Consider the following 12,160-nt stretch of genomic DNA (forward strand, 5'->3'; position numbering starts at 1 on the left):
CCCATGTCCCGCCTGCTGGAGGGTCGCGGCGAACTGGGAGCCTTGATGCGCATGGCCACCCTGGTCGAGCGTGCCCAGGTGCACCTGCGGGCCCACCTGCCCGAGGAGATGCGCGAGCACCTCTTCGTGGGCGGCTTCCACCAGGGACGACTGGCACTGATCACCGACCGTGCCGTCTGGCTGACCCGGCTGCGCTACGAGCAGCCACGCCTGCTCGAGCTGCTGCACCAGCTGCCGGGCTTCGAGGCGGTCACCGGCTTCACGCTCAAGGTCCGCCCCGTTCGCCCGACCCGCCCTCCCCTTCGACAGGTACGCCACCTGCCGGAGAAGGCCGCCGACGAGATCTCCAGCTGTGCCGCCGACGTCGACGACCCCGGCCTCAAGAGCGCCCTGGAGCGACTGGCCGCCCACGCGGAGAAATCCTGAACGCACCCCGCCGATACGAGAACGCCGCCACCCTGGCGGGTGGCGGCGTTCCGGTGACTGCCCTGTAAGGCGGGTGGCCTCAGGCCATGGCGGGCGCGGCGTAGGAGATCGGCGCCTTCTCGGACTCGCCCTCGAAGGTGACCAGCTCCCAGGCTTCCGGCTGGGCCAGAAGCGCGCGACACAGCTGGTTGTTCAGGGCATGGCCCGACTTCACGCCGCGGAACTCGCCGATGAGGCTATAGCCGAGCTGATAGAGGTCGCCGATGGCATCGAGGACCTTGTGCTTGACGAACTCGTCGTCGTAACGCAGCCCGCCCTCATTCACGATGCGGTAGTCGTCGACCACGATGGCATTGTCGAGGCTGCCACCCAGCGCCAGGTCATTGGAGCGAAGGTATTCCAGGTCGCGCATGAAACCGAAGGTCCGCGCACGGGACACCTCCTTGACAAAGGAGGTGGTGGAGAAGTCCACCATGGCGGTCTGCGACTGGTCCTCGAACACCGGATGGTCGAAGTCGATGGCGAAAGAGACCTTGAAGCCCTGGTGGGGCAGGAAGATCGCTTCCTTGTCATCCTCTCGCACCACGATCTCGCGCTTGATGCGGATGAACTTCTTGGGCGCTGCCTGCTCGGCAATGCCGGCCGACTGGATCAGGAAGACGAAGGGACCCGCACTGCCATCCATGATCGGCACCTCGGGGGCGCTGACGTCCACGTAGGCATTGTCGATCCCAAGGCCGGCAAAGGCCGACATCAGGTGCTCGACGGTGGCGACCTTGGCCCCGCCGGAGGACAGCGCGGTGCACAGGGTCGTGTCGGTAACGTTCTCAGCGCGGGCCGGGATCTGCACCTCGGGTTCGAGGTCGGTACGCACGAACACGATGCCGGTGTCGGCCGGTGCCGGCCGAAGCGTCAAGTAGACCTTCTTGCCGGAGTGCAGGCCGACGCCGGTGGCGCGGATGACATTCTTCAGGGTTCGTTGTCTGATCATGGGCAGTCGCCAGGCAGTCTGTGATTATCAAACAGTGTTCACTATAACACCGAACACCCGTTTCAACAAAGAAAGATCGCCCGGCGCCCGCTATGGCTGCGATAGGTCAGGTCAATCAGCCTGACGTCGCAGGAAGGCCGGAATGTCCAGATAGTCATCGAGCTCCTGGGAGGGACGCTTCTCGGCCTGGGGCCGCGGCGCCTCCTGGGGCTCGGCCTTGGGAGCCGTGGCCTGGGCCCGGCCGGCAGCCGCCTGGGGACGCTGGCGATAGCCGCTGGCCTCGGTGCGACGCGAGGTCTCGCGGGCGGCCGGCTTCTGGGCCTTGTTGCCTTCGAGCCCGGCGGCAACCACGGTCACGCGCAGCTCGTCGGTCATGTCCATGTCGATGGAGGTGCCGACCACGATGGTCGCATCCTGGGAAGCGAACTCCTGGACGGTGGCACCGACGTCGTTGAACTCGCCGATGGAGAGATCCGGGCCGGCCGTGATGTTGACCAGGATGCCGCGGGCACCGTGCAGGTCGATGTCCTCGAGGAGCGGGCTGCGAATGGCCTTCTCGGCGGCCTCGCGGGCGCGATTCTCGCCGGTGGCACCGCCGGTGCCCATCATCGCCATGCCCATCTCGGACATCACGGTACGCACGTCGGCGAAGTCGACGTTGATGATACCGGGACTGGTGATCAGCTCGGCGATCCCCTGAACGGCGCCCAGCAGCACGTCGTTGGCCGCGCTGAAGGCGGTCAGCAGGGTCGCGCTCTTGCCCAGTACCGAGAGCAGCTTCTCGTTGGGGATGGTGATCAGGGAGTCGACGTGCTCGGAGAGCTCCTTCATGCCCTCCTCGGCGGCACGCATGCGCTTCGGGCCCTCGAACGGGAAGGGGCGCGTCACCACCGCGACGGTGAGGATGCCCAGCTCCTTGGCCACCTGGGCCACGACGGGTGCTCCCCCGGTGCCGGTTCCACCCCCCATGCCGGCGGTGATGAAGACCATGTCGGCGCCGCCGAGCAGCTCGGCGATGCGCTCTCGATCCTCCATGGCGGCCTGTCGGCCGACATCGGGATTGGCCCCGGCACCGAGCCCCTTGGTGATCTCGCTGCCGAGCTGGAGCACCGTCTTGGCGGCGACTCGCTTGAGCGCCTGGGCATCGGTGTTGGCGCAGATGAACTCGACGCCCTCGATGTTGCTCTCGACCATGTGGTTGACGGCATTGCCGCCGCCGCCGCCGACACCGATGACCTTGATGACTGCGCTACTGGAGGGTGCGCTATCTACCAGTTCGAACATAAGTCCCGTCTCCTGGACCGCAACCGCGGCCCTGTCAGAAATTTCCTTTGAACCAGCCCTTGATCCTTGCCAACGCCGGAGTCCCTTCCCCTGCGTCACGCCGGGTAATGTCGTCACGCCTCGGTTGCGCCGCGATACTGCCCCCAGCCTGCTGGCGGCCATGCCCCTGACGGGTTTCCAGTAGAGCGTAATGCAGCAGACCGACACCCGTCGAATAAATCGGATTGCGCACCACGTCCGCCAGCCCGCGCACGTTCTGCGGGCAGGCGATACGTACCGGCATGTGGAAGATCTCCTCGGCCAGCTCGACCACCCCCTCCATGCGCGAGGTGCCGCCGGTCAGGACCACCCCGGCGGCGACGAGGTCCTCATAGCCGCTGCGACGCAGCTCGTCTCGCACCAGGGTGAAGAGTTCCTCGTAACGAGGCTCCACGACCTCGGCCAGCGACTGGCGGGACAGGTCCCGGGCCGGCCGGTCTCCCACGCTCGGGACCTTGATCATCTCGTCACTGGCGGCGAGCTGGGTCAGCGCGCAGGCGTACTTGACCTTGATCTCCTCGGCGTGCTGCGAGGGCGTGCGCAACGCCATGGCGATATCGTTGGTGACCTGGTCACCGGCAATGGGAATCACCGAGGTATGGCGAATGGCCCCCTCGGTGAACACCGCGATGTCGGTGGTGCCGCCGCCGATGTCCACCATGCAGACGCCGAGTTCGCGCTCGTCCTCGGTGAGGACCGCATGGCTGGACGCCAGCTGCTCGAGGATGATCGAATCCACCTCGAGCCCGCAGCGTCGCACGCACTTCTCGATGTTCTGGACGGCATTCAGGGCGGCGGTGACCAGGTGGACCCGTGCCTCGAGGCGGACCCCGGACATGCCGAGCGGTTCGCGGATACCGCCTTGGGTATCGATGGCGAACTCCTGGGGCAGGACGTGCAGCACCCGCTGTCCTTCGGAGATGGCCCGGGCCCGGGCGGAGTCGATGACACGATCGATATCCGTGGAGGCGACCTCGCGCTCCTTGATCGCCACCACGCCATCGGAGTTCATGGAGCTGATGTGACTGCCGGCGATGCCCACATAGACGGAGTGGATATCGCAACCGGCCATCAGTTCAGCCTCTTCCACGGCGCGCTGTATGGACTGCACCGTCGACTCGATATTGATCACCACGCCCTTCTTCATGCCACGTGAAGGGTGTGAGCCGATACCGGCGATTTCGATCCCACCATCGTCGGTGGGCTGACCCACGATCGCCACGACCTTGGATGTTCCGATATCCAGCCCGACTACCATATTGGACGCATTGGATGGACCTGCCATGAGTCGGGAAGTCTCCTCGAACCTGACCCCGAAGGGGAAGATTAATCCTGAAAAATTGGCCTTGGGCAATTATAGGAACAACTTCAGTTATTCCACCAGCCCAATTGCGAAAACACCAGACACGATACGGCGATTTTGCCGCGAAAGAAACACCCGAAATGCCGCCATGGTCGAAGTGTTATGCAACTAACCCATCAACCGTCTGCCGCCGACTGCTCCTCGAGGGGTTCGGTTTCGCCGTGCCAGGCCACGGCGACGCCGTTGGGATAACGCAGGTCAATGTAACGAATATGCGATGCCAGAGGCCCCAGTTCACGCTCCCAGGCCGCGACGAGTCGACCCAGGCGGGATGCGCGATCGTTGCGGCCGAGCATCACCCAGACCCCTCCCTCGAGCTGGAAACGCCAAGCCCCGCGCGGCTCGAGACGCAACTGGCGCACCTCGAGCCCCAGGGAGGCGAGCCGCGAGGCCAGCCGGGCCCGATAGTCCAGGACCTCCGCACCGCTGTCGGGCGGACCGGCCAGGTCAGGCAGGTCATCGGGCGGCGCGACCGGGCCGAAGGCAAAGGGCTCGCCCTCGGCATTGAGCAGGTGCCCGTCGCTCCAGCGCGCCACCGGCAACTGCTCGACCAGGTCGAAGGTCAGGGCATCGGGCCACTCGCGACTGACACTCACCTCCTTCAACCAGCCAATTTCCCGGGCCCGGCGGCGCAACGCCGGCAGGTCGACGGAGAGCCAGGTCTGGCCCTGGATCAGCGGCGCCAGCCGGGTACGAAGATAGTCGGCGCTGACGTAGTTCAGGTCACCACGCACCGAGACCCGCTCGATGGGACGGTCCAGCCAGACCCACAGCGCCCGCCCCCCGGCGCCCAGCAGCAGCGCCAGCAGCAGCACCCCGACGAGGCTTCCCCGTGCCGCCATGGTCTAGCGCCGCTCCTCGGCGGTGGCCAGGATGCGCAGCACGAGGGTATCGAAATCGATGCCCGCGTGGGCCGCCGACTGGGGCACCAGGCTGTGGTCGGTCATGCCCGGCACGGTATTGACCTCGATCAGCCAGAACCGGCCATGGCCGTCGCGCATCACGTCGATGCGCCCCCACCCCTCGGCGCCGATGGCCGCGAAGGCCTCACGGCAGAGGTCGGCGAGGTCGGCCTCCTCTTCACCGGACAGGCCACAGGGCAGGTGGTAGCGAGTGTCGTTCGAGAGGTACTTGGCCTCGTAGTCGTAGAAGCCACTGGGAACCTCGACACGGATGGCCGGGAGGACGTCGCCGCCGAGCAGCGATACCGTGTACTCTTCCCCTTCGATGAAGCGCTCGGCCATCACACGGGCATCGAATCGGGCCGCATCGCGATAGGCCGCCTCCAGGGCGTCACGGCTGTCGACGATGCTGATGCCCAGGGTCGAGCCCTCGTGCACCGGCTTGACGATCAACGGCAGGCCGAGACGGTCGACCACCGACTGCCAGTCGGCGTCGGGGCCGAGCATCACGCACTCCGGGGTCGGCAAGCCCAGCGCCTGCCAGACCAGCTTGGTGCGCTGCTTGTCCATGCCTAGCGCCGAGGCCAGTACCCCGCTGCCGGTGTAGGGAATGTCCAGCAGCTCCAGCGCGCCCTGGAGGCTACCGTCCTCGCCCCCGCGGCCATGCAGCGCGATGAAGACGTGGTCCGGCGCCAGGGCCTCCAGGCCGACCAGCCCGCCATCGGCGGGATCGTAGCCAATGGCATCCACCCCCGAGCGCTTCAGGGACGCCAGCACGGCCTCCCCACTCTTCAGCGACACCTCTCGCTCGGCGGACCGTCCGCCGTAGAGCACCACCACCCGGCCCTTATCGCGCATCATAGCGTCACCTCATCGAGATTCAGGGCCGCATCGGCCAGGCGCTGGGCGATCCCGCCGATATCACCGGCCCCCTGGGTGATCAGGATATCGTCGGGACGCAGCACCCTCGCGAGCAGGCCCGGCAGTTCGCTCTTGTCCTGGACGAAGATCGGGTCGACCCCGCCGCGCTGGCGGATCGAGCCGGCCAGGGTACGGCCATCCGCCCCGGTCAGTGGCGCCTCTCCCGCGCTGTAGACGTCCAGCAGCAGCAGGGTGTCGACCTCGGCCAGCACCCGAACGAAGTCCTCGTAGAGGTCGCGGGTCCGGGAATAGCGGTGCGGCTGGTAGACCATCACCAGGCGCCGGTCTGGCCAGCCCGCCCGGACCGCGTCGATCACCATCTCCACCTCGCGGGGGTGGTGGCCATAGTCGTCCACCAGCATCACCTGCCCCTCGCCCTCCGGGGCCAGGTAGTGGCCATGCACCTGGAAGCGGCGTCCCACCCCCTCGAAGTGGGCCAGGCCGCGCAGGATCGCGTCGTCGGCCACGCCGGCATCGCTGGCCACGGCGATCGCCGCCAGGGCATTGAGCGCGTTATGGCGTCCCGGCATGGCGAGGCGCACCTCAAGCGGCGCCAGCCCCTCCGGCCGTACGGCGGTGAAGCGCACCTCGCCGGCCAGCTGGACGAATTCCTCGATGCGGTAGTCGGCATCCTCGCTGAAGCCGTAGGTCACGAACTGTCGACTGACCTGGTCGAGCAGCCCGCGCACGTGGGCATCATCGATGCACAGGATCGCCAGCCCGTAGAACGGCAGGTTGTGCAGGAACTCGATGAAGGTGCCCTTGAGGCGCTCGAAGTCGCCTCCGTAGGTGTCCATGTGGTCGGCGTCGATGTTGGTGACGATCGACACCATGGGCTGCAGGTGCAGGAAGGAGGCATCGGATTCGTCCGCCTCCGCCACCAGGAAGTCGCCCTCGCCCAGCCGCGCATTGGTGCCGGCACTGGTCAGCTTGCCGCCGATCACGAAGGTGGGGTCGAGCCCGCCCTCGCCGAGCAGGGTGGCCGTGAGGCTGGTGGTGGTGGTCTTGCCGTGGGTACCGGCCACGGCGATGCCGTGGCGGAACCGCATCAGCTCGGCGAGCATCTCGGCGCGGCGCACCACCGGCACACGGTGCTCGTGGGCCCAGCGGATCTCGGGGTTGGTCTCGTCCACGGCGGTGGACACCACCACCACGTCGGCACCCACGGCGTTCTCGGCGTCATGGCCGAGGGCCACGCGGATGCCGCACTGTTCCAGCCGGGCCACCACCGGCGAGGCCTTCAGGTCGCTGCCACTGACCACATAGCCCTGGTTGGCCAGCACCTCGGCGATGCCGCACATGCCGGCCCCCCCGATGCCGACGAAATGGATGCGCCGGATACGACGCATGCCCAGCCCGCGTCCGGGGTGCGGGGGGGTGGCCTGACCGGGAACCGGTCCGAGGGTCTCGTCACTCAAAACCTGTCTCCATGCAACCGGCCACCAGGCGCTCGACGGCGTCGAGATGGGCACAGGCACGGGCCCGTGCCGCCATGGTGGCGAGAGTGTCGGGGTCCAGCAGCGTCGCCAGGCACTCGGCCAGCGTCGCTGCGCTCATTTCCTGCTGGGGGATCAGCCGGGCCGCCTGCTGCTCGACCAGCGCCCGGGCATTGGCCGTCTGGTGATCATCCACCGCATGGGGGAAGGGCACGAAGAGGGCCGGCTTCGCCGCGGCGGCCAGCTCCGCCACGGTCAGGGCGCCGGCCCGGCAGACCACCAGGTCGGCCCAGTCGTAGGCCGCCGCCATGTCGTCGATGAAGGCCGTCACCTCGGCCTCGACGGCCTGTTCACGATACCCGGCGCGGGTCGCCTGGTCCTTGTCGCGGCCGGCCTGGTGGCGCACCTCGGGGCGGTGCGCCTCGGGCAGGGAGGCCAGCGCCTCGGGCAGGCGTTCGTTGAGGGCCTGGGCCCCCAGGGACCCGCCCACCACCAGCAGGCGCAGTCGCCGGCCCGCCATCCCGGCCGCGCGCCTGGGCGCCTGGCCGAGGTCGGCGATCTCGGCGCGCACCGGGTTGCCGATCACCTCGGCCCGGCCGGGAAAGGCCTGGGGAAAGGCGGCGTAGACGCGCCGCGCCAGGTGCGAGAGGGCGCGATTGGTCAGCCCGGCGACGGCATTCTGCTCGTGGATCACCAGCGGTCGGCGCATCAGCCAGGCCGCCAGGCCGCCGGGCCCGCTGGCGAAGCCTCCCAGGCCGACGACCAGCTGCGGGTCGAGGTCGCGGATGACCCGGCCCGCCTGCCAGACCGCCCGCATCAGGTTGAAGGGCGCCAGCAGCCAGCCGGCCAGGCCGTTGCCACGCAGGCCGCTCACGGCGATGCGCGACAGGGGGATGCCGGCCTCGGGGACCAGGCGGTTCTCGATGCCCCGCGGGCTGCCGAGCCAGGCGACCTCGACCCCCGCCTCTGCCAGCCCGCGGGCCAGCGACAGGGCCGGGATGACGTGTCCCCCGGTGCCGCCGGCCATGATCAGTACGCGACGTCCTGGGTGTCGACTCATGAGGCGTGTCCTTGTCTCTTGCCGGGCCCCGGTGGCGTGCCGGGGCCTGATGCCTTGCGTGGCGGGGCCGAGCGGGTGGCCGTGGGCCGGGCCCGCCGGCGTGCCTCGCGGGTCTCGATATCGGCACGCAGCAGCAGGGCGACCATCACGCAGCTCACCACCAGGCTCGACCCCCCGTAGCTGAGCAGCGGCAGGGTCAGCCCCTTGGTCGGCAGCATGCCGGTGCTCACGGCGATGTTGATGAAGGCCTGGGCCCCGATGACCAGTGCGAAGCCGTAACTCAGGTAGGCGGCAAAGGCCAGGCCTGCCAGCTCGGCCCGCCGCCCCACGGCCATGGCGCGCCAGATCAGCAGGGCGAAGAGCCCGACCACGGCGATGGCGCCGACCAGGCCGAGCTCCTCGGCCAGCACCGCGAAGACGAAGTCGGTGTGGGCCTCGGGCAGATAGAACAGCTTCTGCACGCTGTTGCCGAGGCCCATGCCCAGCCAGTGGCCCCGGCCGAAGGCGATCAGGGCCTGGGTCAGCTGGTAGCCGCTGGCGAACTGGTCGGCCCAGGGGTCGGCGAAACTCGTCAGGCGGGCCATCCGGTACGGCTCGGCCACGGCGGCCAGGGCCCCGAGGGCCCCCACCAGCAGCAGCAGCACCAGGAAACGCCCCCAGGGGGCGCCGGCCATCAGCAGCATGCCCATCACCGCCCCGGTCATCACCACCACGGCACCATAGTCGGGCTCGAGGATCAGCAGCCCCGCGACCAGGGCCATCACCACCAGGGGGCGCAGGAAGGCGCCCCACTCCCGCCTCACCAGCGGCAGGAAGCGCTCCAGGTAGCCGGCCAGGTAGACGATCAGGCAGAGCTTGGCGACCTCCGAGGCCTGCAGGTTGAAGGGCACGCCCGGCAGGGAGAGCCAGCGCCGGCTGCCGTTGACCTCGCGCCCCACCAGCAGCACCAGCAGCAGCAGCACCAGGCCCACCAGCAGCAGCAGCGGGCCGTTGGCCTTCCACCAGGCCAGGGGAACGCGCAGGGCCAGCGCCCCGACCGCGAGGGCCACCAGAAGGAAGGTCCCGTGTCGCAGGCTGAAGTACCAGGCGTTGCCGGTGAGGCTCGAGGCCACCTCGCTGGAGGCCGAGGTCACCATCACCCAGCCGGTCAGCAGCAGGGCAAGCGAGGCCAGCACCAGCCAGCCGTCGAAGGGGTGGTCGGCGGTGCTCAACCTCCGTCGCAGACCGCTCATGCGCTCTCCTCCGCCAGTCGCAGGACCGCCTCGCGAAAGCATTCGCCGCGTTCCTGGTAGTCTTTGAACTGGTCGAGGCTCGCACAGGCCGGCGAGAGCAGCACGCAGTCGCCCGGTTCGGCGATCCTGGCCGCCCTCGCGAGGGCCCGGGACAGGTCCTCCACCCGGGTCACCGGCAGCCGGCCGTCCAGGGCCTGGGCGAGGCGGTCGGCGTCGCGGCCGAAGAGGATCGCCTCGCGGCCGTGGCGGGCCAGCGGCGAGGCCAACGGGGTGAAGTCCGCCCCCTTGCCCATCCCGCCGGCCAGCAGGATCAGCCGCCCCGTCAGGGTCGGCCCGAGGCCCGCGATGGCGGCCAGGGTCGCGCCGACATTGGTGCCCTTGGAGTCGTTGATCCAGCGCACGCCATCGACCTCGGCCACCAGCTCGCCGCGATGGGGCAGCCCGGGAAAGCGCCGCAGCACCTCGATCATCGCCGGCATCGGCAGCCCGAGGCGGCGCCCCATCGCCATGGCGGCCAGCGCATTGGCCTGGTTGTGGCGTCCGGGCAGGCGCATCTCGGCGGCGGGCATCAGCGGCACCTCCCCGTGCATCAGCCAGTCGGCCCCCCGGTGGCGGCCGATCCCCCATTCCCCGTCCTGCGGGGCGCGGGTGGTGAAGCGGTCCTCGGCAGGCAGCGGCGTCGCCGGCCAGGTCATGGGGTCCTCGGCGTTGACCACGCCATGCCGGGCGCCGCGGAAGATGCCCAGCTTGGCGGCACGGTAGCCGGCCATGTCGCCGTGGCGGTCCAGGTGGTCCTCGGAGAGGTTGAGGAAGGCCGCCGTCTCGGCGCCCAGCCTCGGCGTGGTCTCGAGCTGGAAGCTGGAGAGCTCCAGCACGTAGCACTCGGCCTCGGGCGCATCAACCAGCAGGTCGAGGGCGGGCGTGCCAAGGTTGCCGCCCACGGCGACCCGGCGCCCGGCCTCGCGGGCCATCTCCCCCACCAGGGTGGTGACCGTGGACTTGGCGTTCGACCCGGTGATGGCGGCGATGGGCGCCCGGGCCGCGCGCACGAAGAGCGCGATCTCGCCCACCAGCAGCGGCTCACCGGTGGCCTCGCGGGTGCGTCCGGCAAGCTCGGCGAGGCCCGGGGCGTGCGGGTCGATGCCCGGGCTGACCACGACCTCCTCCACCTCGCAGAGATCGAGGTCGGTGAGCGACCCGCAGTGGATGCGGATACCCGGATGGGCGGCCCGGAAGTCATCGAGCCCGGGCGGCGCGGCCCGGGTGTCGGCGACCATAAAGGGGACGCCAAGCCGGCTCAGGTGGCGACAGATGGCCCGCCCGGATACTCCGAGCCCGACCACCAGCGTCGTTCCCTTCGGCACCTTGAGCATGTTGGGCTCCTTGCGGATGGCGTGGCGGCCCCAAGGGGCGATCAGCGGACCTTCAGGGTGGCCAGGCCGATCAGGACCAGGACCACGGTGATGATCCAGAAGCGCACGATGACCCGTGGCTCCGGCCAGCCCTTGAGCTCGTAATGGTGGTGCAGCGGCGCCATGCGGAAGATGCGGCGCCCGGTGAGCTTGTAGGAGCCCACCTGCAGGATCACCGAGACGGTCTCCATGACGAAGATCCCGCCCATGATGAACAGCACCACCTCCTGGCGCACGATCACCGCCACCACGCCGAGGGCCGCGCCCAGTGCGAGCGCCCCCACGTCCCCCATGAAGACCTGGGCCGGGTAGGTGTTGAACCACAGGAAGCCGAGCCCGGCCCCGGCGATGGTGGCGCAGAAGACCGCCAGCTCGCCGGCACCGGGGATGAAGGGAATCTGCAGGTAGTCAGAGAAGACCGTGTTGCCGCTGGCGTAGGCGAACACGGCCAGGCCCATGGCCACCAGCACCGTGGGCATGATCGCCAGGCCGTCCAGGCCGTCGGTGAGGTTGACCGCGTTGGAGCTGCCGACGATGACCAGGTAGGTCAGCACGATGTAGAAGACGCCCAGCGGCAGCACGAACTCCTTGAAGACCGGCACGATCAGGCTGGTCTCCACCGGCGAGGCCGCCGTGACATAGAGCAGCACCGCGGCCGACAGGCCGATCAGCGACTGCCAGAAGTACTTCCAGCGGGCCGGCAAGCCCCGCGGGTTCTTCTCCACCACCTTGCGGAAGTCATCCACCCAGCCGATGGCGCCGAAGCCCAGCGTCACCGCCAGCACCAGCCACACGTAGTGGTTGGTGAGGTCGCCCCACAGCAGGGTGCTCACCGCGATGGCCATCAGGATCATCGCGCCGCCCATGGTCGGCGTGCCGGCCTTGGAGAGGTGGGACTGGGGGCCGTCGTCGCGCACCGCCTGGCCGATCTGGCGTTCCACCAGGCGACGGATCATCACCGGCCCCAGCCACAGACAGAGCACCAGGGCGGTCAGGGTCCCCAGGATCATGCGCAGGGTCAGATAGTCGAAAACGTTGAAGGCACTCTGGAATTGCGCCAGAAAGTCAGCCAGAAAGAGCAGCATGTATCGCGT

At 68.8% G+C, this 12,160-nt stretch carries 11 protein-coding genes; 1 reads left to right on the plus strand and 10 read right to left on the minus strand.

Features of this window, described 5'->3' with window-relative positions; genetic code table 11:
- Positions 1–3: 3 nt before the first annotated feature.
- A complete protein-coding gene (locus BOX17_RS01710) occupies positions 4–426 on the plus strand; it encodes a DUF721 domain-containing protein (RefSeq protein WP_244272186.1) in 423 nt (140 codons plus the stop codon).
- A gap of 79 nt (positions 427–505) precedes the next feature.
- Here the strand turns inward: BOX17_RS01710 and lpxC are convergent, their stop codons facing one another.
- The 10 genes from lpxC to mraY all read right to left on the minus strand — a co-directional run bounded on the left by lpxC (position 506) and on the right by mraY (position 12,151).
- Positions 506–1,417 carry a UDP-3-O-acyl-N-acetylglucosamine deacetylase gene (gene lpxC / locus BOX17_RS01715; protein ID WP_071941771.1) on the minus strand — a complete coding sequence of 304 codons (912 nt, stop codon included), beginning with the start codon at positions 1,415–1,417 and terminating at the stop codon, positions 506–508.
- 111 nt (positions 1,418–1,528) lie between these two features.
- Positions 1,529–2,701, minus strand: coding sequence for a cell division protein FtsZ (ftsZ, locus tag BOX17_RS01720; RefSeq protein ID WP_071941772.1), 1,173 nt, complete (start codon positions 2,699–2,701; stop codon positions 1,529–1,531).
- A 34-nt stretch (positions 2,702–2,735) separates the two neighbouring features.
- Complete coding sequence (gene ftsA / locus BOX17_RS01725; RefSeq protein WP_071941773.1) at positions 2,736–4,025, minus strand: cell division protein FtsA; 1,290 nt, start codon at positions 4,023–4,025, stop codon at positions 2,736–2,738.
- Positions 4,026–4,219: 194 nt separating this feature from the next.
- Positions 4,220–4,945 carry a cell division protein FtsQ/DivIB gene (locus tag BOX17_RS01730; protein ID WP_071941774.1) on the minus strand — a complete coding sequence of 242 codons (726 nt, stop codon included), beginning with the start codon at positions 4,943–4,945 and terminating at the stop codon, positions 4,220–4,222.
- A gap of 3 nt (positions 4,946–4,948) precedes the next feature.
- A complete protein-coding gene (locus BOX17_RS01735) occupies positions 4,949–5,866 on the minus strand; it encodes a D-alanine--D-alanine ligase (RefSeq protein ID WP_071941775.1) in 918 nt (305 codons plus the stop codon).
- Complete coding sequence (murC, locus tag BOX17_RS01740; protein ID WP_071946551.1) at positions 5,863–7,275, minus strand: UDP-N-acetylmuramate--L-alanine ligase; 1,413 nt, start codon at positions 7,273–7,275, stop codon at positions 5,863–5,865. Before murC ends, BOX17_RS01735 begins: the two co-directional genes overlap by 4 nt.
- 61 nt (positions 7,276–7,336) lie before the next feature.
- On the minus strand, positions 7,337–8,422 hold the full coding sequence (gene murG, locus BOX17_RS01745) for an undecaprenyldiphospho-muramoylpentapeptide beta-N-acetylglucosaminyltransferase (RefSeq protein ID WP_071941776.1): 1,086 nt from the start codon (positions 8,420–8,422) through the stop codon (positions 7,337–7,339).
- The gene (gene ftsW, locus BOX17_RS01750) at positions 8,419–9,654 is read right to left on the minus strand and encodes a putative lipid II flippase FtsW (protein WP_208858078.1); all 1,236 of its coding nucleotides are present in this window, start codon (positions 9,652–9,654) and stop codon (positions 8,419–8,421) included. The genes murG and ftsW overlap by 4 nt, the downstream gene beginning before the upstream one ends.
- On the minus strand, positions 9,651–11,027 hold the full coding sequence (gene murD, locus BOX17_RS01755; RefSeq protein ID WP_071941778.1) for a UDP-N-acetylmuramoyl-L-alanine--D-glutamate ligase: 1,377 nt from the start codon (positions 11,025–11,027) through the stop codon (positions 9,651–9,653). The genes ftsW and murD overlap by 4 nt, the downstream gene beginning before the upstream one ends.
- Before the next feature lie 41 nt (positions 11,028–11,068).
- Entirely contained in the window at positions 11,069–12,151 is a 1,083-nt protein-coding gene (mraY, locus tag BOX17_RS01760) for a phospho-N-acetylmuramoyl-pentapeptide-transferase (RefSeq protein WP_071941779.1), read from the minus strand.
- Positions 12,152–12,160: the final 9 nt, after the last annotated feature.

Origin of the sequence: Halomonas aestuarii, assembly GCF_001886615.1 — a bacterium.
GTDB classification, from domain to species: domain Bacteria; phylum Pseudomonadota; class Gammaproteobacteria; order Pseudomonadales; family Halomonadaceae; genus Halomonas; species Halomonas aestuarii.

Excerpts from the sequence above, each read along its gene's own strand:
- BOX17_RS01710 (WP_244272186.1), top strand. The coding sequence starts at position 4 with ATGTCCCGCCTGCTGGAGGGTCGCGGCGAACTGGGAGCCTTGATGCGC.
- lpxC (WP_071941771.1), bottom strand. The coding sequence starts at position 1,417 with ATGATCAGACAACGAACCCTGAAGAATGTCATCCGCGCCACCGGCGTC.
- ftsZ (WP_071941772.1), bottom strand. The coding sequence starts at position 2,701 with ATGTTCGAACTGGTAGATAGCGCACCCTCCAGTAGCGCAGTCATCAAG.
- ftsA (WP_071941773.1), bottom strand. The coding sequence starts at position 4,025 with ATGGCAGGTCCATCCAATGCGTCCAATATGGTAGTCGGGCTGGATATC.
- BOX17_RS01730 (WP_071941774.1), bottom strand. The coding sequence starts at position 4,945 with ATGGCGGCACGGGGAAGCCTCGTCGGGGTGCTGCTGCTGGCGCTGCTG.
- BOX17_RS01735 (WP_071941775.1), bottom strand. The coding sequence starts at position 5,866 with ATGATGCGCGATAAGGGCCGGGTGGTGGTGCTCTACGGCGGACGGTCC.
- murC (WP_071946551.1), bottom strand. The coding sequence starts at position 7,275 with ATGCGTCGTATCCGGCGCATCCATTTCGTCGGCATCGGGGGGGCCGGC.
- murG (WP_071941776.1), bottom strand. The coding sequence starts at position 8,422 with ATGAGTCGACACCCAGGACGTCGCGTACTGATCATGGCCGGCGGCACC.
- ftsW (WP_208858078.1), bottom strand. The coding sequence starts at position 9,654 with ATGAGCGGTCTGCGACGGAGGTTGAGCACCGCCGACCACCCCTTCGAC.
- murD (WP_071941778.1), bottom strand. The coding sequence starts at position 11,027 with ATGCTCAAGGTGCCGAAGGGAACGACGCTGGTGGTCGGGCTCGGAGTA.
- mraY (WP_071941779.1), bottom strand. The coding sequence starts at position 12,151 with ATGCTGCTCTTTCTGGCTGACTTTCTGGCGCAATTCCAGAGTGCCTTC.